We start from the raw sequence: 20,345 nt of genomic DNA on the forward strand, positions 1-20,345 counted from the left end.
AGGCGGTTGAATAAAGGTGTTCCTGTGCGGGGGACACCTTTATTTTTTTAGGTTGAGACCTATCTTAAGCGCCGGTATCAGATCCTTACGGTGCAGGATGTGAAACACGATAGCAAGTATGACATAAGCCACCGTGACCTCGATTCTTATTTGCTCCACAATCAACTGCGCCAGAAAAAGCGCGAGCAGAAGAAGTCCATCCGTACGATTCAACTTGAGATTAACCAGCACCGCCACCGCGAATAAAGACTGGGCCGCCGTGAGTATCAGTTCGTGCTGCTGGAGGTCATCGAGAATGAACGGCCTGATGGCTCCGCCGGAAATGGCATACACGAGGGGAATCGTACCCACAAGCAAAGTCCACTGATTGACCTTCGATGATATCAGCGCCTTCAGCGCCGAACCCGCCGCCCCGCGGAGAGTCCAGGTCGCCGCCACGATAAACTCGGGCGACTCGGAGGCGATAGGAGCCAGCCACTGCACCAGCAAAAACTCGTCAATCCCCAGATGCGCTCCGGTGGCCACCAGCGACTCGGCGAACGGTTCGGCCACGAAGAAAATCACCGCCCCGGAGAACAAAAACAGCAGCGCCGTCACCAGACGGCGAGGACCGTCATTAAGGTTGGCCACAATCTTGACCGGACCGACAAGCTCCGGTTCCTCGGTGGGCATCTGCGCTATGCGTCGAGTATAAAGCCCGAAAAGAGTGACCAGAATGACAGTGTCGATCAGATTAAGCTGGCCTTTGAGCGGAATGGAAAAAGAATAGATGGTGGCCATCGCCAGGTAGAAAATCTCCACCCGTTGCGTTTTATCGAGCGTGATTTCTTTTCTTTTCTTGACGAGTATGAACAAAAACAGAATCAGCGGCCATCCCAGCCCCACGAGCAAGCGGTTGGCCCCGGTCATATTGGCGATGGCATAGTGCGCCTGAGAGGGATCATGCGCGCTCTTCCACGTAAAAACAAAATCCACCGCGTATTCCGGCAGCACGGCCAGCAGCGCCAGTATCGCTACCGCCAGTGATTCGGATATGTCAATCTGCACCGCCTCGGCCGCCCACGACAAAATGAAAGCCCCGGCAAAAATCGCAATACCGAACGTAAGGCTGCCCATCAGGGGGGCCAGATGCACTCCGAGCATCCCGCACAAGGCCCCCGGAAGGGCGGCCATGAACATAAGTACGAGGATTACGTACAGGTAGGGATCGATTTCGTACTTTTTGGCGGCGTGACTCATCTGTCAGTCAGGTATCTCCAAATGCGGCTGCTAACCGCGAATTATCATATTGACAATGTCTTTGCGCAGCAGCACTCCCACGAGGTCATTCTCTTTGGTAGTGACAAATACTCTTCTGATATCCTTAAAAATCATCATCGCGGCCACTTCCACTATCCGTGTGTCCGGAGTCGTCACTTCATAGTCGGTGCGGTACAACTGTGATACCTTTATCTTATCTTCCTGCTTGAGCAGTTCCTCGAACGGTTCTACTTCCATGGAGTAATTAAGATTCGATATCAGCGATTTGTAGTCAGGCAGCGCCGCCTTGATAAGATCGCGGTCATTAATCACCCCCACCAGTTTATTATCGTGATCAACCACCGCCAGGGCGGACAGCCGGTGCCGGAACATCTGGTTCGCTACTTCTTTCAAGCTGTGATCCCGATTCACCGTCGCCACGTCATGCCGCATCACGTCCTTGACCATCAGATCCTTATCAACCGTAATATTGGCGTCGGCAATCAGCTTCACCAGATCCGCTTTATGAGTGATGGCCAGCATTCTTTCGAGATTACCGGGTATTCTTCCGAACGCCGCCAGGCCGGACAGGGTCTGAAGGTACAGTTTGGCTATGGTGGCCGGCGTCAGCAGCAGACAAACCACGTGCACCGGGATTCCATCGGGCGTCTTTTCTTCGAGCCCCTTTTTGGAAATCCCTATCAGAATATAAAGCTCGTTCACGGCGTCGGTGCGGGCATGCGGGAAAGCGAAGCCATGACCGTACGACGTATTCTCAACTTCCTCTCGCTCACGGATCGATCTGATTACCGCATCCCAATCAAGCTTTACACCCTCAGCCTTGATCATGTTAACCAGCTCCAGCATGGCGTCGTCTTTGGTCCGGGACTGAAGGTCAATGTTGATGCGACGTTCCATTATCAGATTAGCGAGTTTCACCTAATACCCCTTGATCGTTATTGTGACCGGCGCTCCTTTTCGGTTTTAACGTCTCCGGGGACGCCACCCCTCCGGAAACGATAAACTTGACTCCCTCCTCGATACTCATATCAACCGGAATCACTTCGTCGTCAGGAAACAGGACAACCATCCCCGATATTGGTGTCGGTGTCGAAGGTAAGAAGACGGCCGCGCACATTTTCGCGGTACCGTCAATATAACAGCTAACCCGGTTCGAAATAAAACCAACCGCCCAGGCTCCCTTCCGCGGGTACTCCACCAGCGCCACTTCTTTGAAGGAATTCATTGATGGCATCGTGACGGCCTCCAGAAGCTGCTTGGCTGCGGAATAAACCGGCCTGATAATCGGCATCTTGATGAGCACCTTCTCCCCCACGCCATACAGACGGGCGCCGATAAAATTGCGCGTGAGAATCCCGGCCAGTATTATCAGAAGCAGGGTCGTGATAACGCCCAGCCCATAAACATAGTACCCCAGTACCTTGAAAAGAATCGGCTGCAAAATCCCGTCGATTGCCTCGAACAGGAATTTCAGTACGATATAGGTCAGGATAATCGGAACTACGACCAGAACGCCGGAAACGAAGTGGACTCTTATCGTATGCAGTATTCTGTTTACTATAGACATAGAACCACCCGGATACAAGTCATCCGCAACCGGATTATATCCGCCCCTGAAGCTAATGTCAATACTTTTGGTGACTTAGTGGGCGATAAAGCCGAAGCCTTTGGAAATCTCGTCTGCGAATCTCAGGACCGGCTCAGGATAAAGGCCGAACAGGAAAATACCAATCAGCCCAATGGCAATGACCGTAACAGCCGGCAAAGAAAGACCGATTTTGTAAGGCGAGTCTTCCTTTGAGAAGTACATTTGCTTGATCACATTGGCATAGTAAAACAGCGAGAATACGGCGGTTAAAAGACCAACGCCGACCAGCCAGTAGAGCCAGTCGAAGGAAGTATCCGCCGAAGCCAGGCTGATGGCGGCCGCGAAGACTTTATACTTTGCCAGAAAACCAGCGAGCGGCGGGATACCGGCCAGCGACAACAAGAACAAAGCCAGCGAAAGCGCAAGAAACGGCGAACTCTTGGCCAGCCCGCGGTAGCTCTCGATCTGGCAGGAGCCGGTCTTATCCTCGAAAATCGCGACAATCGCGAATGCCCCCATGTTGGCAAACATGTATGCGAAAATATAGTATGCCACCGAAGAAAGGCCATGCTGATTCATCGACACCATACCGATCATGATATAACCGGCCTGGGCGATCGATGAATATGCCAGCATTCTTTTGATATTCGTCTGACGAATAGCAACCACATTGCCGAGTATCAACGCCAGAATTGCCAGGAAAGCCACCAGCTTGCCCCAGTCATTCGGAGCCATCTCCGGCCCATAGAACGCATAAAGGCCGTTGACAAACACTTTGGCGAATGCCACCAGTCCGGCGGCCTTGGAACCGACCGACAGAAACGCCGCAACCGGCGTGGGGGAACCCTCGTAAACATCAGGAACCCACTGGTGAAACGGCGGCAAAGCCAGCTTAAACCCGATTCCGGCCACCACCATGATGATCGCAACGATAAGAATAACGCCGATTTCCCGGAAAGCGAGATGCGTTACCGCGAGATTTATCTTCATCTGAAGCAGATCTGTCGTCCCGGACATCCCATAGAGGAAAGAGATGCCGTACAAAAGCAGCGCCGATGAGAACGCGCCGATAACGAAATATTTCATACCGGCTTCCACCGACAGCTTGTCATCCTTGAAAAACGCCGCCAGAACGAAAAGCGGAATGGTCGTCAACTCCAGGCCGATATAAAGCGACAGCAGTTCATTCGACGACGCCAGGAACATCATGCCGACCGTTGACAGAAGAATCAGTCCGTAGAACTCGCCGCGATGATTGACTATTTTCTGCCTGGTTAATCCAAAAGAGCTACCGATAGCCATAAAGGCCGCGCCGAGGAAGATGAATTTGAAGAATACGGCCATCGGATCGTTGTAGAACATGCTTCCAAATCCGCGACCATATCCCGTGAAAGCCCAGATAGCCACCGTTATCAGGATACCGATAAGCGCCAGGTACCCGACCGCGCTTTCCTTGCTGCGCTTGGTGACGAGGTCAAACGTGAAAACGACCAGGGCCCACACGAACAAAAACAGCTCGGGGAGCATCAGGCTAATGTTATATTCGGGTAGCTGGAATTCCATCTTTCTACCTTGTCATCAAAGTTACCAGGTGTTCCAGGGTCGCCGTCATCAAATCGGTGAGCGGTTTGGGATAAACACCAACGGCAATAGTAAGCACCGCCAGCGGAGCGACCGAGATGATTTCACGAAGGTTGATATCGGTCAAGCCACCCCATTTGGCCATGTTGAACTCACCGAGGAATACCTTCTGAACCATGCGAAGCATATAGGTCGCGCCCAGCACCACACCGAGCACCGAAATGCCCACCAGCACTTTATTGAGGACGCCGAACGCGCCCACAAAAATCATGAATTCGGATACGAAACCGGACATACCCGGAAGCCCCAGCGCCGCCATCGAGAACATCACCATTATACCGGTATAAACCGGAAGCTTGGCGCCAAGACCGCCGAACGCGGCTATTTCACGGGTATGCGCCCGGTCATAAATTACGCCGACCAAAATAAATAGTGCGCCCGTGATAAGACCGTGCGAAACCATCTGGAACATACATCCCGCGATGGCGCTCACCGACGAGAACGCCGCCAGGGCCACCATGCAGTAACCCATGTGCGACACCGATGAATACGCTACCAGCTTCTTGAGATCCTTCTGAGCCATCGACACCAGAGCGCCATAGATAATTGCAATCACGCCCAGAACGGCGATCCAGAACGACAACTCTCTGAGCGCCGAAGGGAACATCGGCCAGTTGATGCGAAGCATCGCGTACGTTCCCATCTTAAGCAGGACGCCCGCAAGGATGACCGACACCGCCGTCGGCGCCTCCACGTGAGCGTCGGGAAGCCACGTATGGAACGGCCACACCGGTACCTTGATGGCGAAGGCGATAAAGAAGAATATGAAACAGACCATCTGAAGCGTGTGCGTCATGGTCGGACCATGCTCGAGAAGCGTAATCATATTAAGCGAGTGCGGCTCCGACGTGAAGTACATGATAAGTATCGCCACCAGCATGAAAATCGAGCCGAACAACGTGTACAGGAAGAACTTGATAGCCGCGTACTCTTTGCGCGGTCCGCCCCAGACGCCGATCAGGAAATACATCGGAACCAGCATGATCTCCCAGAACACGTAAAAGAGGAAGAAGTCGAGCGCCACGAAAACGCCCATCATTCCCGCTTCCAAAAGCAAAAAGAACGCGAAATACTCCTTCACGCGATTATTGATCCCGAACGAAGCGATCAGCGACAGGGTCGACAGAAGACCGGTCAAAAACAGCATCGGCACCGAAATTCCGTCCACACCCAGGTAATACTGAATATTCAGCGACGGAATCCAGTCAAATGGTCCTTCCACATAAGCCATCATGGCCGTTCCGGAGAAATTGAAGAAATAGTCCCAGGTCAACCAGAAGGATGTGACCATCGGCACAAGGCTGATGATCACTGATGTCCACTTGATGACATCGAATTTATCTTTAGGAAGGAACATCACGATTATCATTCCCAGCAGGGGAACAAAAACAAGAGAGCTCAAAATCATTGTAATCTATCCTCCAATATCGAAACTATTCTTCACCTTCGGAATCCTGATCGGCCTTCACGCCAACCGACAGAATGCGCGTCAGAAGCGCCAGCAGCGAGACTCCCAGGACGAACACAATCGTTACCGTCGGCCAATCCAGAGCCAGGAATGATTTATCGAATTTATATATACCAAACAGAACCAGCACAGTCAGAATGAAGAGAGTATAGAATTGCATGGAACCGGTCTGGACGAAGCGAAGGATATTCGCACCCTGCCGGACAACCCAGCCCGAACCGTTAACCGCACCGTCGACAATCCACACATCGAACCACTGTTTGACATCGGCCCACTTGACCGTCAGCCAGCCGGTGAAATTGACCAACCCGTCAATCACGTTGGCATCGAACTTCCACATGAATCCGGCAATCGCCATCACCGGGTCGAGAATCACCTTCTGATAAATCTCGTCGAAGTAATATTTGTTATACAGAAGCTTGTACAGCGGACGGAACTTCTCGGCCAGAGCATCAGCCGATATCGACTTCTTGTAATACATCAGATAAGCCAGATAAATGCCACTCAAGCCAACCAGCGTCGCGATAAGAGCCATGATCCAACTGAAATGCGGATAGTACGGCTCGCCGTGATACACGAAACTCGCGAAACTCGGCAAATGGAACCATCCCGGAGCGCCTGCCCAACCCGCCACAACAGCGAGAATGCCCAGAAACACCAGCGGATAGGTCATGTTCTTCGGCGACTCGTGAGCATGATCATATCGGTGTTCATCGCGTGGCTTGCCAAAGAACGTCAGGAAACACAGCCGCCACATATAAAACGCCGTCATGAACGCAATACCGAGCGTGCCGACCAAGAACACCGGATGATGCGAAGCTGCCGCGACAATCTCGTCCTTCGAGAAAAACCCCGAAAACGGCGGAATGCCGGCGATTGACAGCGATGCTATCATAAATGTGACCGCCGTGATTTTCATCTTTTTGAGCAGTCCGCCCATCTCCTGAATATCGTTGGTGTGCACCGCGTGAATCACCGAACCCGCGCCAAGGAACAACAGGCCCTTGAAGAAAGCGTGCGTGTACAGATGGAATGTACCGGCATAAAATCCCGGCGAATGATGGCCGTGGGCCGTGTCGAAACCGTAAAGGCCCAGCGCCATTATCATATATCCAAGCTGACTCACCGTCGAGTAAGCCAGAATGCGCTTAATATCATTTTGAACCAGACCAATCGAGGCCGCCATAAACGATGTTATCAAGCCAATAATCGCCACCACCATCGAGGCATCAGCCGAAGTAACAAACAAAGGCATCGAGCGAGCCACCAGATATACACCGGCGGCAACCATCGTGGCAGCGTGAATCAAAGCCGAAACCGGTGTCGGCCCTTCCATAGCATCCGGCAGCCACACATGAAGCGGGAACTGAGCTGATTTACCCACCGCTCCGCAAAAGACACCCACAGCCGCCATTGTCAAAATTCCCGCGGGTATCGCACCCGATTTGGCTATGTCGAAAACTCCATGATAATTGAAAGTTCCGAAATAGACACCAATCATGAATAAACCGACCAGGAACCCGAGGTCACCCACACGAGTCGTGATAAACGCTTTCTTGCAGGCGTCGGCCGCCGACTTCTTCTCGAACCAGAAGCCGATCAAAAGGTACGATGTCAGACCAACCAATTCCCAGAAGATGAAGATCATGAAGAAGTTGTTCGCGACCACCAGTCCGAGCATCGAAAACAAAAACAGCGACAAGTACGCGAAGAACCGGCTGAAACGCGGGTCGTTGTGCATGTACCCGACCGAATAAATTTGCACACACGCGCCAACCGTTGTGACCACAACCAGCATAATCGCCGTCAGCGGATCGACCAGGATGCCGATCTCAAGGATGAAATTAGGAAGGTCCACAAACCTGTAAAAAGCCTCGAAACTGGTCTCTCCGCCGGCCGCTATTCTCTCAAACAGGATAATCACCGACATCACCCAGGCCGCCAGAATCATCGAGATCGAAAAGACAGCCGAAACCATCTCTTTCCAACGAAGGAAAAAGACAATCATCACGAACGAGAACAGAGGCAGCAGCGGAATAAGATATGCTAATTCGGTCATTTTACCAGCCTTACCACTTCATCACACTGACATTGTCAGCTTTGATACCCTGCCAGTTGCGATACAACAACAGGACGATGGCCAGTCCCACCACCGCTTCAGCGGCGGCAACGACAATAATGAAAATGGCGAACATCTGTCCCACCATGCCATCGGCCCATACGAATTTATTAAAGGCCACGAAATTAATATTCGCGGCATTGAACATCAATTCCAGAGACATCAAAATTCCAATAACATTCCTGCGGGTGAGCACCCCGAACAACCCGATGGCAAACAGTATCGATGCCAGCGTCAAATACGATAACATCAGGAACGCTCCTTTCTGGCCAGCACGATAGCGCCGATCATGGCCGCCAGAAGCAGCACGGAGACTACTTCGAAAGGCAACATATAATCCGTCATAAGATATTTACCGAGCGTTGCCACATTATCTACCGGAAGCGTCCCCTTGGTCTGTCCCCAGAGTGAAATAATCCCGCCGCCGTCGGTAGTCTGCGTAAGCTGCCTGTTGGTCAGCCAGATAAGCCACGGCACGCCGGCTCCGAGAAGCAGACAGACAAAGAACGACACCAGCACATTCTCGTTCGACTGCCGTATCTTTTTCGATGCCAGGTTGGAGGTCAACATGATGGCGAATATCATGAGGATTGCCACCGCGCCGACATATATAAGCACCTGCGCCGCCGCCAAAAATTCCGCATCGAGCAAAATGAAAATGCCGGCCACCGAAAACAGGCACAAAATCAAAAAGAGGGCGCTGTGGAAAATATTCTTCAGCGTCACCACCATAAAACCGGAGACAACGATGACTACCGAGAGAATCCAGAACACTATTGAAGTGTGCGGTTCAGTCATGACTACGCCTCTCCCTCTTTTTTATCGTCGCTTCCACCCTGCTCGGGTTTTTGTTCTGCGGCTTTTTCCGCGCCGGGATTTGCGGCAGCTGCGGCCGGTTGGTTCTCCGGCTTGGGCGCCGGCTTCTTCTTGGGCTTCGCTTCGTAGGCGACATCGCGCCCTACCTCCTGAAGCCTGTTCATATCCCACATAAGATCGTCTTTATTCTCGGTGGAAAACTCGTACTTCGGCGCCAGCTTAATGGCCGAGAAATTACACGCCTCCTCACACAGACCGCAGAAACAGCAGATACCCAGATCGACATTGAAAACCTTGAGCTGGCGCTTTTTGTCCTCACCGCGCGGAGCATCGATAAAAATCGCCGCCGTCGGACAGGCCCGCATACAGAGCATACATGCCGTACAATTGAGTTCGCCGGTCTCTTTATCGGAAAGAAGAACCACGATCCCGCGCGAGCGCTCGGGCATCGGCCACTTCTCTTCAGGGTACTGCAGCGTCACAGCATGTTTGCCGAGATGCTTGCCGGTAATTCCCAGCCCGGCAATAAGCTCTTTCAATCCTTTTAACAAACTCAGCATCCGCTATCCTGTCCTACCAATACCACCCGGCATACTTCATTACAGCCGCGAGGATCAAGTTGGCAAATGTAATCGGCACCAAAATCTTCCACGCGAATTCCATCAACTGGTCCACGCGCAAGCGCGGATAAGTCCACCTGAAAAGCATAAGAAGCAAAACAACCATCATCGTCTTGCCCAAAAACCATATCCACGACGGTATGAATCCGAATCCGTTCCAGCCGCCGAAGAAAAGCGTGACGGCAATCGCCGATACCGTGAACATATTCACGAATTCAGCCAGGAAAAACATCGCGAACTTCATACCGGAATACTCAACGTTGAATCCCGCCACCAACTCCTGCTCGGCCTCGGGAATATCAAACGGCGTGCGGTTGGCCTCCGCCGTCGCGGCGATAATATAAGTGATGAAAGCTATCGGGCCGAACGGCACCCTGAATACAAACCAGTTGTAAAACCAGCCGGACTGCGATTCGACTATATCCACCATCGACATCGAACCGACAAACAAAACCACCGCCAGAATCGATCCGACCATCGGAACTTCATAACTGACGACCTGCGCCGCCGAACGCATTCCGCCCAGCAAGGCGTACTTGTTATTGGAGCCCCATCCCGCCATCAACAGCGATATAATGGTGAAAGTCGTAATCGCGATTACATAAAGAATACCGATACTGAGGTCAGCGACAATCAGCCCCTCACCGAAAGGTATCACCACATAAGCCGCAAAGGCCGCCACGAAAGCTATGATAGGCGCCCAGAAAAAGACCGGCTTATCACGAGTTACGACGAGGACGTCTTCTTTCTGTAGCAGCTTTAAGCCATCCATCAGCGTTTGGTACCATCCGTGCCAGCCGTTGCGCATCGGGCCGAATCTCTGCTGCATGTGCCCGGCGATCTTGCGTTCCCACCACACCAGAAACAGCGCCAGCACCGCCAGCACACCGAACATCATCACGCCGAGACCCGTATACACGACCACCGTGAGCCACGCCCCTTTAAGCCCCAGCCCCCGAAGCAAATCCAGTATCCACAGGAAGACCGGCTGAAGTTCGATAGCCATGAGCGGAGTAGCCATTACCTATCCACCTCCGGCATGATCACATCGAACGATGCGAATATCGCTACCAGGTCGGCGATGAGGCCTCCGGTCGCGAAATGCGGCAGTGCCTGAAGATGATTGTACGACCCGCCGCGCGTCTTGACACGAACCGGCTTCTCGCTGCCATCGGAAAGAATATAGACACCCATCTCGCCGCGCGAGTTTTCGATTCTGCTGTAAACTTCGCCCGCCGGCGGTTTGAATTTCATCGGCACTTTGGCCGTGATGTCCCCTTCCGGAAGTCCGTCAAGAGCCTGGCTGATAATCTTTATTGACTGCTTGATTTCATCAAGACGAAGCATATACCGGTCGAACACATCACTGTTGTGGCGAACCGGGATCTCAAAATCAAATCTATCATATATCGAATATGGGTCATCCCGCCTCAAATCAAAATCTACACCCGCTGCCCGGAGAATAGGACCCGATACGGCGTAGTCTATCGCCAGTTGTTTTGGAAGATGACCGATACCTATCGTGCGCGCCTTCCAGATCGGGTTACCGTTCAACAACGCTTCATATTCCAGCACTTTTTCGCCAATAATCTTGATGGCTTCACGGCACTTCGGCACGAACTCGGCGGGAATGTCCCTTGATACGCCGCCGATACGGATATAATTGTAGGTCAACCTCTGGCCGCACGTCATCTCGAACAGATCCATGATATATTCCCGCTCGCGAAGCGCGTACAGAAACGGCGTCAGAGCGCCAATATCCATGGCCGTGGTGCCGAAGAAAATCAGGTGCGAAGCGATACGATTCAACTCGAGCATGATCACGCGGAGATATTCGGCGCGCTCCGGGACTTCAATCTGCGCCAGCTTCTCGGCCGCCAGCGCGAAAACGTAATTGCACGACATCGCCGTCACGTACTCGAATCGGTCAAGAATGGGAATACACTGATGATAGGTGCGGTTTTCGCAGATCTTCTCGATGGCGCGATGGAGATAACCGATATACGGCTCAATCGCCATCACCTTCTCACCATCCATCGTCAACAACAGGCGGCACACGCCGTGGGTCGACGGGTGGTGCGGCCCCATATTGACGACAAATTCTTCAGTGCGCAGCGCTGCCATCCTTAAAGCTCCGGAAAACGAATAAAGTCGGGGGCATCCCAGTCTTTACGCATCGGATGACCCTGGTCCCAGTCATCAGGAAGAAGGAACCGTTTCAGGTTGTTGTGATTTCTGACATTGATACCGTACAGCTCCCACATTTCACGCTCATACCATCCGGCGGCCGGCCAAACCGGCTGCACCGAGTCAACCTCGGCTTTGTCGTACGGCAGCTTGAACTTAAAATCCAGTCTGAGCTTGTTGTCAATGGAAGCTATTGAATAGACGACTTCGAAATTTTCTTTCGTATCCTGACCGTGCATGTTGCAAAGGAAATCGAACTTGAGCTTTTCATCATCGTGAAGCGCCCTGGCAACTTCGAGCAGCTTGGCCGGATTAATCTCATACAGCGGGTCGAAACGTCCCGTTTCCAGAAGCGTCATGGCCGGAAAATTACTGCTGATATAACTCTTGAGCTCGTCTTTTGTCATCTTACTTTTCCTGCCAATCGCTCAGTTTTTGCCGACGAATCTTTTCCTGGAGATGCAGGCATCCCTCCATCAGCGACTCCGGACGGGGCGGACAGCCGGGGATATAAATATCGACCGGCACGATGTGGTCGATACCTTTTTCCACGGCATAGCTGTCATAATAAAAGGGGCCACCCTTTACGGTACACCCGCCCATTGCTATAACATACCGCGGCTCGGCCATCTGGTCATACAGCCGGCGAAGTCGCGGCGCCATCTTTTTGGTAATGGTCCCGGCGGCGAGAATCAAATCGGACTGCCGGGGAGAGGCGCGGAAAATCATACCAAGACGGTCAAAATCATAACGGGAGGCGCCGGTGCACATCAGCTCTATCGCGCAACAGGCGGTGCCAAACAACAGGTACCAAAGCGACTTGGCCTGAGCGAAATGTAAAACTGTCTCCACAGATGTCGTAACAATGGCGCCACCCGGAATTTTCTCAGCATAAACCGGCAGCTTCTTGATTAAACCCATTTCAGGGCTCCCTTCCTCCAGGCATAGAAGATACCAAAGAAAAGAATGGCGATAAATATGACCATCTCAATCAGAGCATAAAGACCCAACTGCCCGAAAGCCACAGCCCACGGGAACAAGAAGATCACCTCAACATCAAAAATCACAAATATGAGAGCGAAAATATAGAAACGGTTGTTAAACCTTATCCATGAGGTACCTATCGGCTCCTCGGCGCACTCATAATTGATTGTCTTGGCGGGGTAGGGGTTGGATGGTCTAATCAGGCGGGCCAGCAGAAAGGTAAACAGAACAATCCCGATCCCTGCAAAGATGAAGATTAAAACTGCTAAATACTCTGTCATTGTCTCAATCTGCGGTCACAGACTCCGGTGCCCATGTGATGAAATTCACATTTTTTAAATATTTTCCCAAGAAACTCCGTTTTCGGGCTTTGTCAAGATTTTTTTGACTTTTCGCATTGAAGCCGCGGCGACGAGCACTACCGGATCGAAAAATACTCTATCGTAGACAATACTATCGGAGAACCATTCCCTAACGACAAGTCAGACAATGATGGTCACAAGGTGAGTTATCCACATTAATATAGTGATGCTTAGTGAAACCGGGTTTCAATTACCTCGAATACAGCCGATTGTCAACCCGCCTGATCTTGATATACAGAGCGACCACCAGAATCGTGATGAAAATCGTGGCAAGACCCAGCCCCCTCCGCCGAAAATGATATTCATCTATCAGGGCAACCGAGTTGCTCTTCACCTCATCGGCTTTCTCGATCCCCTCCTTCGCCTTCGAAGCAACAGAGTCTGCGTTAAACGAGTGCACCAGGGTCCGGGTCTGAATCAGCACCTGCCGGACATCTTTGAGCCGGAACTCCTCGTCGGTGGTCATCATGCCCTTCAGAATGGCCTCGTTAAGCAGCGAATCAGCTTCATCGTGAGCGGCTACCAGATTGCCGATGGCGCCCGAAATATTGGATGCTGCTTCGATGCCCATCGTGCCATCGTCAGCGCTGTGACAGTCCACACACACAGCCGGTGATTCAGCCCCAACCATAGCGTCAGTGGGTTTTTCGATCTTATGGTTGGAGTGGCAGGTCTCGCACATCGGGTAGTCGTTTTCTTCAAAGGCGATTTTATGCGGGGAGCCATTGAAAAGATCGGCTTCGATAGCGTGGCACATGCCGCAAACTGCGGACAGCGAAGAAACCCCCGGAGGGGCCGCCCCGTGATTGCCATGGCAGTCGTTGCAGGTGGGGGCGCTGACATCACCGCCTTCATACAGGGCTTTAGCGTGCACAGATTCCATGTAATCATCCACCTGCGAGGTCGGTATCCTGTATTCGGCCATATAATCGGCATTGGCGTGGCACTGCCCGCAGGTCAAAGCGATGTTGGTCGGATGGGTGCTCGAATGCGGCATCTTGGCGTCCCCGATTTCATGCACCGAGTGACAGGAAATACAGTTGGCCACCTTGGGGTCATTCTTTCCAAACAACCGCTGGCCGTGAATCGAAGTCTTGTATTTGTCAAGCTGGTCGGTCGCAAGAGCGGGATTGTGATTTCTCATATAAACAGCGTCGCTGTGACACTCCGCGCAGAATTCAGGAACCTCCCGATGAGTTGGTATGCCCCGGTAGCCTTTGACCTGACGCACCTGCTCCATATCGTCAAGAGTCATATCCCCGCCGTGACAGTCCACACATCCCAGCCCCTTCTGGATGTGAACATCGCGGACAATCTTGTGCGATGGACCGTCGTCGTCCTCAAAATCGAAATGGCAATCGCGACAATTGTCCTGTGCCAGGCAAGGCGAAATGCCCAGCATCAGCAGAAAAACCAAAACTGTCGAACCTGTCTTGAACATGAACTCCTCTTACTAAACCAGATAACCCATAACTGTCATGGCCAGAATAAATGCCACGACAAACCAACCAAACGCCATTAGATATTGCGCCTTCTGATCCGCCCGCTTCTTATCCAGAAAGGGCACCAGCGTCCAGACCAGGCCGCCAATACCAAACAGTATGATGCCGAACAATTCACCTTCGATAAACAAAACATGGGCCGGCAGAAGTTTCAGCGCCTGAAATGCGAACATAAAATACCATTCCGGACGAATCACTTCCGGCGGCGGGGCGAACGGATCCGCCTTGGCACCCAGCGGCCAGTGAACCACCCCGATACCATCGGGAAACAACACCGCCAGCACCGCAAGAATATTCAGCACGATGAGCCAGACCAGAAGATCCCTCAGTATAAAACTCGGGAAAAACCTCTGGTATCGCTTTGCGCCTTCCGACTTCCCTGCCCACTGAACCGGTTCGCTCATCCCCTGGCGCTGGATGAAAATCAAATGGGCCGCCAGAAGCACCGTGAATATACCCGGAAGAATCGCCACGTGAAGACCAAAGAAACGCCCGATAGTCGCCCCTGTCACTTCTTCACCGCCACGCATAATAACCATGACACTCTCACCGATCAGCGGAATGGCGCCGGCCATACCCGTACCGACCCGCGTCGCAAAAAAGGCCAGCTCGTTCCATGGAAGCAAATAACCCGAGAATCCGAACATCAGCGCCAGCCCCAAAAGGCCTATGCCGGAGAGCCAGGTCAACTCCCGCGGCTTGCGATAAGCGTGCGTGAAAAAGACCGTGAACATGTGAAGAAACACGGCCAGAATCATCAGGTTGGCCGACCACGAATGAATCGAGCGAATCAACCACCCGAACTGAACATTGGCCACAATGAACCTGACCGACTCGTACGCCGAATCGGCTCCCGGACGGTAATACATCAATAGGAGTATTCCGGTGACAACCTGAACGATAAACAGGAAAAGCGAAATCCCGCCCAGATAGTAGAATGCCGAATGGCCGTGTACGGGCACTTTCTTGTCGCCCATGTAATCGACAAGCGCATCGACCTTGAAACGCTCATTGACCCACGCATACAGGCGAGCATAAAGCCCCTCTTTGACTCCACCGCCCGCCATCAGGCCTCCTCAAGACTTACAAAAATTGTCCCCTGTGTCTCTTTCACAAGATAGCGCGCCAAGGGCCTCGGGGGCGGACCGGAAATGTTGTTGCCATTGAAATCATATTTCCCGTTGTGACAGGCACACCAGATTATCCCTTCATCGGGCTTGTTCTGTACCGTGCAGTCCAGATGCGTACAAGTCGCCGACAACGCATGCAGCTCATCCTTGTCGGTCAGGAAAATGATCCCCAGATCGCGTCCGTATTTGAAATACTTGGCCCGTTTGGGGTCGGCGGCTATATCTTCACGCGTAAAGGTAAGCTTGAGTTGCGAAAGTTTGGCCTCACCCGCCGCAGGAGGTATGATGTACTTGATGACCGGATACAGTACAGCCCCAATGGTGGCCAGGATACCCCCTCCAAGAATTATCTCGAGAAATCCGCGCCGTGTAGGTTTATCTTCGGACAAGTTGCCTCCGCAAAAGTGATACGGCAGTCACCCTTATTCTAACCCCCGGTGGACGACAAGTCAAACACAAAGACAAATTAATTACCAAAGATGACCCATTTAGATAAGGATCTTACAGAAACGCTGTGGCCTCGATCATGATTTTCACGCCCCTGGGAAGACGGCTCACCTCACAGGCCGACCGCGCCGGTGGATTACTGTCGAAAAATGTCGCGTACACCTCATTTACCGAACCGAAATCATCCATGTCCGTCAAAAATATCGTTGTCTTGACCACCTTGCTCAGATCGGCGCCGCCTGCCTTGAGCACTTGAGCTATATTATTCATCACCTGCGTGCACTGCTCGGCGGCTGTCCTGCCGACAATCTCCATCGTCGATGGATCGAGTGGAATATTCCCCGACAAAAACAACACCGTCCCACACGGAACTTTCACGGCCTGCGAATATGGCCCGATTGCCGATGGCGACTTATCGGTCTTGATAATCTCCTTCATGTCAGCTTCCTCTCATTTCTCTATTTGCCGATCACCTGTAATACCCACTGAATCTACAGCAAACGGCACGGATATGAAATGATTTTTAAGGGATGAACAAAAAACGGAATTACGATACCTGGGCCAGGCCTTCAGGGCCCATCAGCTCAACGAAAGCGCGCAGCGCGTCTTCATCATACGCCCCTTTGAGCGAAAACATGATCTTCAACGATGGATACGTATCCATCGCCTTTTGATACACGCGCTCGGTCGTCATAGCATCGAATGAATCGGCAATCGAGACAATTCGCGAGTAAAGATGCATCTCGCTCAGGCTCAATCCGCTCGGATAACCGCTGCGGTCACCGCGCTCGTGATGCTGCAAAATCGGATAATACGCCGCGGCGGGAATGTCTTCGGTGCCGGTAAGAATCTCAATTCCCCACTTGGGATGTTTCTTCATTATCTCGAACTCTATCGGATTCAAAGCCGAACGCTTGTTGAGGATACGATCCGAAATTTTCGACTTACCGATATCGTGAAGCAGCGCTCCAATACCGAGCTCGTGAAGAAACGCCCGTTCGGAATATCCCATTTGCTGCGCCAGCGCCACCGAAAATGTCGACACGTTCACCGAATGAGTATAAGTGTAATAATCGAACGAAGTTATCTTCAGCAGATTCAGAAACGCCTCGCGTCCGCTCAAGATATAATTGACTGTGTTAGCCACAAGATCTTTCGAACGGCGAATGTTCTCACCATAAGTGGGATTGGACAAGACCTCCTTGACGAGATTGGTCGAAGTCTCATAAAGAATCCCGGCCTTCTTCTCTTCTTTCACCTGCGGATCGGTAAGGATTTTCCCCAGGTTGTCTTCGATATATTTCTGATATTTGCCCCGGCTTTCGTCGGTGATATAAAGCCGGTCAACATGGTTTTCTATCAGCTTCTGCCGGGTGGCTTCGGTGAAAGGGAGATCGGCGGAGCGATAAAGGACCAGATTGCGGTTTACTTTGATAAAGAGGTCAAAATCCAGCACCGAATCTACCCGGATTGAGTCCAGATAGATGGCCATATATTTCTGCCCCTGTACGAACTTGATGGGCGAAGTAACCATAACTCTATAAACCGGCTCCTGTTTCGGCCTTCAGGGCACACCAATTTGCGGCTTTTCTGTCTGCATTATTATCGGCAAAAATGGCGCGGATATTAAAAAAACCCCCGGACGAGGCTGTCCGGGGGCCCTGTAGGAGGGAAGAAAACAACACAACATGCTCTTTTACGAGCCGTAATTCTTAACCGTATTGAGAACTGAATTCAGAGAATCAGTGATGTTCGTCAGAATCTTGGAGTAACGCCTCAGAAGCTCGGAGTATTGCCAGCGCATGTGGAAAGCGTTTTCCGGAAAATCAAACAGTTCGAGCAATGTTACCTTGTAGATCTCTTCGATGTATTTAATGACGTAGAAGGGATATTCGGGAATATTGGGGTCATCAACTTCACCCTTGCTGAGTCTCTCTTTATAGACCTCGATCTTCTCCAAAACCACCGTGCCGAAACACCACGGAGTCATGACGATACCGAAATTCCCGCCATCGCAGTAGAAGCGACGGATGGCTTTCATGAGAATATCTACTATGACAGTCTTGGCCCGGTAATAAGCCATTGTTTCTTCGTGGGTTATCGGGGTATTGGCGATCTTGAGCGTCAACTCGTCACGATGCCTTTGAGCGTTGTCGTAGGTAAGTTCCAGAAAGCGGTAGAAGTCATCAAAATACACCTTGGTATTCTCTGACAGCGACATCGTGTAATAACCGGTCTCATCCTTGCGGACCCTGGGGTCGGTGCATTCGGCCAGTCGCTCGTTTGAAAATCCTCTTTGATATCTTCCCTCTAACATAAGCTCTCCTAAGGTTGACTGAGTTCAACTACCCTAAAAGCATCGCCTATGCCATTTCCGGCAAAAACGCCCCAAGCCATCCGCTGACACCCCTAACGCATTTATTTACAAGGCATTACAAGGGAAAGCGCGATTTTCGACAGCCGCGCCGGAGCCTTTTTGAGAGCGAAAATGTCTGCACACTATTTCGCAACCGAGCCAGGGATGTAAAGAAATGCATTCGCCTGACGATAAAAAACGTAGTGAGTACTGTTCAAATGTTGAACTGCAATTAACAATTTATGGGCTAAAATCTGCGGGTCATTCATACCGACATTTATAACAAACGTATTATTAGAGTCATTAATTAATGTATTCCTCGGAGGAATCTCATGAGTAAGTCGTGGCGTGGCGTCAACAGGCCGCGCGGAAAGAAAGGAAAAAAGAACCGGCAACGTGACGGTTTCGAGCGCACCAGTTCGGACGTCAACATCCGCCAGAAAGACCACTACAAAAGACACGGTCGAAGCGATGAGATCGATCTCGAAGACGAACAGTTTGAGGTTGATGAACAAATGGAGGCGGAATTGACCGAATAAACATCGAATAAAAATACAATTAATATACATGCATTTGATCACCGGCCCCCGGGGCCGGTGTTTTTTTGTGTCGTCGCGAGACATCCGGCAGGTCACACTTCCCTCACGGGAACCAAGCCCTGCCAGAACACCAACGTCATTCCGTTGAAAAACGGAATCCAGTCTTCCCGGTCATTTCGACCGGAGGGAGAAATCTTCCCGTTCGGTCAGGTCCTGGCCCGACGAAGTCGGGGTGTGACCTGACCGTCAAAAACCCTTTCCCCCAAATTGGCTTTGTTTCGTCATTTTTAAAGGATCCTAAAACCGCGATTTTCTTCCCTAACCCATTTTTCCTGATATTGTTAACCCCTCCCCGGAAAGCCATTTGGATGCACCAAACATCACCCCTCCTGATTCTGCCCACTCTCCACCTCATACCTCACCAACCGCAAATGCATTCACCATCGATGTTGTTGGGAAAGTGCGGAGGGGGCGACAGCCTATTTTTCTGGAGGCAATCCAATCCTTGACAAGAAAAAAGCAAATCGATGGGATATTTGCTCGCGGAAGAGTTCGGCTACGCTACAGACGTAGTTCGTCTTGAGCAAACCTCTCAAGTATTCAACGGACACCGTGAAGTAATGCTTGAAGTCAATAACCGCCTCTGGCGTCAGTTCTGGCTGAGAACGAAAATCTAAGAAGTGATACCGGGGATCGTTGTTCTTCATTATATTCTTGCATGGAGTCTTGTTCCTGTTAAACGTCTGTGTAGTAATGTTCAGTTCAGATAAATGATCCCCAGATACAAAGTGCTCGAAATTGTAGACCGGAGCTACAATCACGGAGAAGAGTTTAGAGTTAATATCAGAAGGTTGTTGGACCCCAAAGAGTCTGAACTCACTTTCCAAATCGCAATCTTGTGTTAATACTATCACTAGGGGGAATTCAATTTTCTCGATTGTGATAATTCCTTCTTTATCATCTGCCGACTCAATGACATTGACGTTTCTAAATATGTCGCCTTGTCTAATTCGCGTCGCTCGTTCCGTTGTCGTCTTCGTCACGACTTATCTTTCCCTTGATTGTTATCCTCTTCGGTTTGGCCGATCCCCAACTAGTGGTATTTATCTCTGTCTCCATCCTAGCTTCAGCCTCCACCGTCAATTCGCCCACACCGGTTTCTGGGGTTGTGGAAGTGTCAGGCGTACCAGATCGGTCGGCAGGCAGATCTGCTATAGTCCACGTTTCGTCAGGTGCGTCAGTGCCTTTTAACCTCGTCTTCTCTTTTGGCTTACACTCCTCGCCCGGGGGCCTGCTGACATCGTTGCACTCCATTTTCATGTGTCC

The 20,345-nt window shown here is 51.4% G+C and carries 22 protein-coding genes; 1 reads left to right on the plus strand and 21 read right to left on the minus strand.

Annotated features, from left to right (window positions below):
* Positions 1–39: 39 nt before the first annotated feature.
* The 20 genes from AB1483_00255 to AB1483_00350 all read right to left on the minus strand — a co-directional run bounded on the left by AB1483_00255 (position 40) and on the right by AB1483_00350 (position 18,441).
* Positions 40–1,239 carry a sodium:calcium antiporter gene (locus AB1483_00255; GenBank protein MEW6410883.1) on the minus strand — a complete coding sequence of 400 codons (1,200 nt, stop codon included), beginning with the start codon at positions 1,237–1,239 and terminating at the stop codon, positions 40–42.
* A 30-nt stretch (positions 1,240–1,269) separates the two neighbouring features.
* Entirely contained in the window at positions 1,270–2,178 is a 909-nt protein-coding gene (locus tag AB1483_00260; GenBank protein MEW6410884.1) for a CBS domain-containing protein, read from the minus strand.
* A complete protein-coding gene (locus AB1483_00265) occupies positions 2,165–2,827 on the minus strand; it encodes a DUF502 domain-containing protein (protein ID MEW6410885.1) in 663 nt (220 codons plus the stop codon). The genes AB1483_00260 and AB1483_00265 overlap by 14 nt, the downstream gene beginning before the upstream one ends.
* A 75-nt stretch (positions 2,828–2,902) precedes the next feature.
* Positions 2,903–4,411 carry an NADH-quinone oxidoreductase subunit N gene (locus AB1483_00270; GenBank protein ID MEW6410886.1) on the minus strand — a complete coding sequence of 503 codons (1,509 nt, stop codon included), beginning with the start codon at positions 4,409–4,411 and terminating at the stop codon, positions 2,903–2,905.
* 4 nt (positions 4,412–4,415) lie between these two features.
* Positions 4,416–5,897: an NADH-quinone oxidoreductase subunit M gene (locus AB1483_00275; protein ID MEW6410887.1), complete on the minus strand. Its 1,482-nt coding sequence runs from the start codon at positions 5,895–5,897 to the stop codon at positions 4,416–4,418.
* 25 nt (positions 5,898–5,922) lie between these two features.
* Positions 5,923–8,016, minus strand: coding sequence for an NADH-quinone oxidoreductase subunit L (gene nuoL / locus AB1483_00280; GenBank protein ID MEW6410888.1), 2,094 nt, complete (start codon positions 8,014–8,016; stop codon positions 5,923–5,925).
* Positions 8,017–8,026: 10 nt separating this feature from the next.
* Positions 8,027–8,326, minus strand: coding sequence for an NADH-quinone oxidoreductase subunit NuoK (nuoK, locus tag AB1483_00285; protein ID MEW6410889.1), 300 nt, complete (start codon positions 8,324–8,326; stop codon positions 8,027–8,029).
* Positions 8,326–8,874 carry an NADH-quinone oxidoreductase subunit J gene (locus AB1483_00290; GenBank protein ID MEW6410890.1) on the minus strand — a complete coding sequence of 183 codons (549 nt, stop codon included), beginning with the start codon at positions 8,872–8,874 and terminating at the stop codon, positions 8,326–8,328. The genes nuoK and AB1483_00290 overlap by 1 nt, the downstream gene beginning before the upstream one ends.
* Before the next feature lie 2 nt (positions 8,875–8,876).
* Complete coding sequence (locus AB1483_00295) at positions 8,877–9,452, minus strand: NADH-quinone oxidoreductase subunit I (GenBank protein MEW6410891.1); 576 nt, start codon at positions 9,450–9,452, stop codon at positions 8,877–8,879.
* Between the two features lie 13 nt (positions 9,453–9,465).
* On the minus strand, positions 9,466–10,533 hold the full coding sequence (gene nuoH / locus AB1483_00300) for an NADH-quinone oxidoreductase subunit NuoH (protein MEW6410892.1): 1,068 nt from the start codon (positions 10,531–10,533) through the stop codon (positions 9,466–9,468).
* On the minus strand, positions 10,533–11,636 hold the full coding sequence (locus AB1483_00305; GenBank protein MEW6410893.1) for an NADH-quinone oxidoreductase subunit D: 1,104 nt from the start codon (positions 11,634–11,636) through the stop codon (positions 10,533–10,535). Before AB1483_00305 ends, nuoH begins: the two co-directional genes overlap by 1 nt.
* Before the next feature lie 2 nt (positions 11,637–11,638).
* On the minus strand, positions 11,639–12,106 hold the full coding sequence (locus AB1483_00310) for an NADH-quinone oxidoreductase subunit C (GenBank protein MEW6410894.1): 468 nt from the start codon (positions 12,104–12,106) through the stop codon (positions 11,639–11,641).
* A 1-nt stretch (position 12,107) separates the two neighbouring features.
* Entirely contained in the window at positions 12,108–12,620 is a 513-nt protein-coding gene (locus AB1483_00315; GenBank protein MEW6410895.1) for an NADH-quinone oxidoreductase subunit B family protein, read from the minus strand.
* Positions 12,611–12,964, minus strand: a complete 354-nt coding sequence (gene ndhC / locus AB1483_00320; protein MEW6410896.1) for an NADH-quinone oxidoreductase subunit A — start codon at positions 12,962–12,964, stop codon at positions 12,611–12,613. The genes AB1483_00315 and ndhC overlap by 10 nt, the downstream gene beginning before the upstream one ends.
* 271 nt (positions 12,965–13,235) lie before the next feature.
* Positions 13,236–14,486, minus strand: a complete 1,251-nt coding sequence (locus AB1483_00325) for a cytochrome c3 family protein (GenBank protein ID MEW6410897.1) — start codon at positions 14,484–14,486, stop codon at positions 13,236–13,238.
* Between the two features lie 12 nt (positions 14,487–14,498).
* Positions 14,499–15,614 (minus strand): cytochrome b N-terminal domain-containing protein, encoded by a 1,116-nt coding sequence (locus tag AB1483_00330; protein ID MEW6410898.1) that lies wholly within the window; start codon positions 15,612–15,614, stop codon positions 14,499–14,501.
* Complete coding sequence (locus AB1483_00335) at positions 15,614–16,066, minus strand: Rieske 2Fe-2S domain-containing protein (protein ID MEW6410899.1); 453 nt, start codon at positions 16,064–16,066, stop codon at positions 15,614–15,616. Before AB1483_00335 ends, AB1483_00330 begins: the two co-directional genes overlap by 1 nt.
* A gap of 112 nt (positions 16,067–16,178) precedes the next feature.
* Positions 16,179–16,562, minus strand: coding sequence for a RidA family protein (locus tag AB1483_00340; protein ID MEW6410900.1), 384 nt, complete (start codon positions 16,560–16,562; stop codon positions 16,179–16,181).
* 109 nt (positions 16,563–16,671) lie between these two features.
* Complete coding sequence (locus AB1483_00345; GenBank protein MEW6410901.1) at positions 16,672–17,658, minus strand: HD-GYP domain-containing protein; 987 nt, start codon at positions 17,656–17,658, stop codon at positions 16,672–16,674.
* Positions 17,659–17,820: 162 nt separating this feature from the next.
* Positions 17,821–18,441, minus strand: coding sequence for a hypothetical protein (locus tag AB1483_00350; GenBank protein ID MEW6410902.1), 621 nt, complete (start codon positions 18,439–18,441; stop codon positions 17,821–17,823).
* Positions 18,442–18,812: 371 nt separating this feature from the next.
* On the opposite strand from AB1483_00350, the gene AB1483_00355 reads away from it, so the two are divergent.
* Positions 18,813–19,019, plus strand: coding sequence for a hypothetical protein (locus tag AB1483_00355; protein MEW6410903.1), 207 nt, complete (start codon positions 18,813–18,815; stop codon positions 19,017–19,019).
* A 1,005-nt stretch (positions 19,020–20,024) separates the two neighbouring features.
* Here AB1483_00355 and AB1483_00360 read toward each other — a convergent pair.
* Complete coding sequence (locus tag AB1483_00360; protein ID MEW6410904.1) at positions 20,025–20,333, minus strand: hypothetical protein; 309 nt, start codon at positions 20,331–20,333, stop codon at positions 20,025–20,027.
* Positions 20,334–20,345 lie beyond the last annotated feature (12 nt).

Source organism: Candidatus Zixiibacteriota bacterium (genome assembly GCA_040756055.1).
In the GTDB taxonomy this organism is placed as follows: domain Bacteria; phylum Zixibacteria; class MSB-5A5; order GN15; family FEB-12.

Coding starts and splice junctions, on each gene's coding strand:
- AB1483_00255 (MEW6410883.1), bottom strand. CDS start 1,239: ATGAGTCACGCCGCCAAAAAGTACGAAATCGATCCCTACCTGTACGTA.
- AB1483_00265 (MEW6410885.1), bottom strand. CDS start 2,827: ATGTCTATAGTAAACAGAATACTGCATACGATAAGAGTCCACTTCGTT.
- AB1483_00270 (MEW6410886.1), bottom strand. CDS start 4,411: ATGGAATTCCAGCTACCCGAATATAACATTAGCCTGATGCTCCCCGAG.
- AB1483_00275 (MEW6410887.1), bottom strand. CDS start 5,897: ATGATTTTGAGCTCTCTTGTTTTTGTTCCCCTGCTGGGAATGATAATC.
- nuoL (MEW6410888.1), bottom strand. CDS start 8,016: ATGACCGAATTAGCATATCTTATTCCGCTGCTGCCTCTGTTCTCGTTC.
- nuoK (MEW6410889.1), bottom strand. CDS start 8,326: ATGTTATCGTATTTGACGCTGGCATCGATACTGTTTGCCATCGGGTTG.
- AB1483_00290 (MEW6410890.1), bottom strand. CDS start 8,874: ATGACTGAACCGCACACTTCAATAGTGTTCTGGATTCTCTCGGTAGTC.
- AB1483_00295 (MEW6410891.1), bottom strand. CDS start 9,452: ATGCTGAGTTTGTTAAAAGGATTGAAAGAGCTTATTGCCGGGCTGGGA.
- nuoH (MEW6410892.1), bottom strand. CDS start 10,533: ATGGCTACTCCGCTCATGGCTATCGAACTTCAGCCGGTCTTCCTGTGG.
- AB1483_00305 (MEW6410893.1), bottom strand. CDS start 11,636: ATGGCAGCGCTGCGCACTGAAGAATTTGTCGTCAATATGGGGCCGCAC.
- AB1483_00310 (MEW6410894.1), bottom strand. CDS start 12,106: ATGACAAAAGACGAGCTCAAGAGTTATATCAGCAGTAATTTTCCGGCC.
- AB1483_00315 (MEW6410895.1), bottom strand. CDS start 12,620: ATGGGTTTAATCAAGAAGCTGCCGGTTTATGCTGAGAAAATTCCGGGT.
- ndhC (MEW6410896.1), bottom strand. CDS start 12,964: ATGACAGAGTATTTAGCAGTTTTAATCTTCATCTTTGCAGGGATCGGG.
- AB1483_00325 (MEW6410897.1), bottom strand. CDS start 14,486: ATGTTCAAGACAGGTTCGACAGTTTTGGTTTTTCTGCTGATGCTGGGC.
- AB1483_00330 (MEW6410898.1), bottom strand. CDS start 15,614: ATGGCGGGCGGTGGAGTCAAAGAGGGGCTTTATGCTCGCCTGTATGCG.
- AB1483_00340 (MEW6410900.1), bottom strand. CDS start 16,562: ATGAAGGAGATTATCAAGACCGATAAGTCGCCATCGGCAATCGGGCCA.
- AB1483_00345 (MEW6410901.1), bottom strand. CDS start 17,658: ATGGTTACTTCGCCCATCAAGTTCGTACAGGGGCAGAAATATATGGCC.
- AB1483_00350 (MEW6410902.1), bottom strand. CDS start 18,441: ATGTTAGAGGGAAGATATCAAAGAGGATTTTCAAACGAGCGACTGGCC.
- AB1483_00355 (MEW6410903.1), top strand. CDS start 18,813: ATGAGTAAGTCGTGGCGTGGCGTCAACAGGCCGCGCGGAAAGAAAGGA.
- AB1483_00360 (MEW6410904.1), bottom strand. CDS start 20,333: ATGGAGTGCAACGATGTCAGCAGGCCCCCGGGCGAGGAGTGTAAGCCA.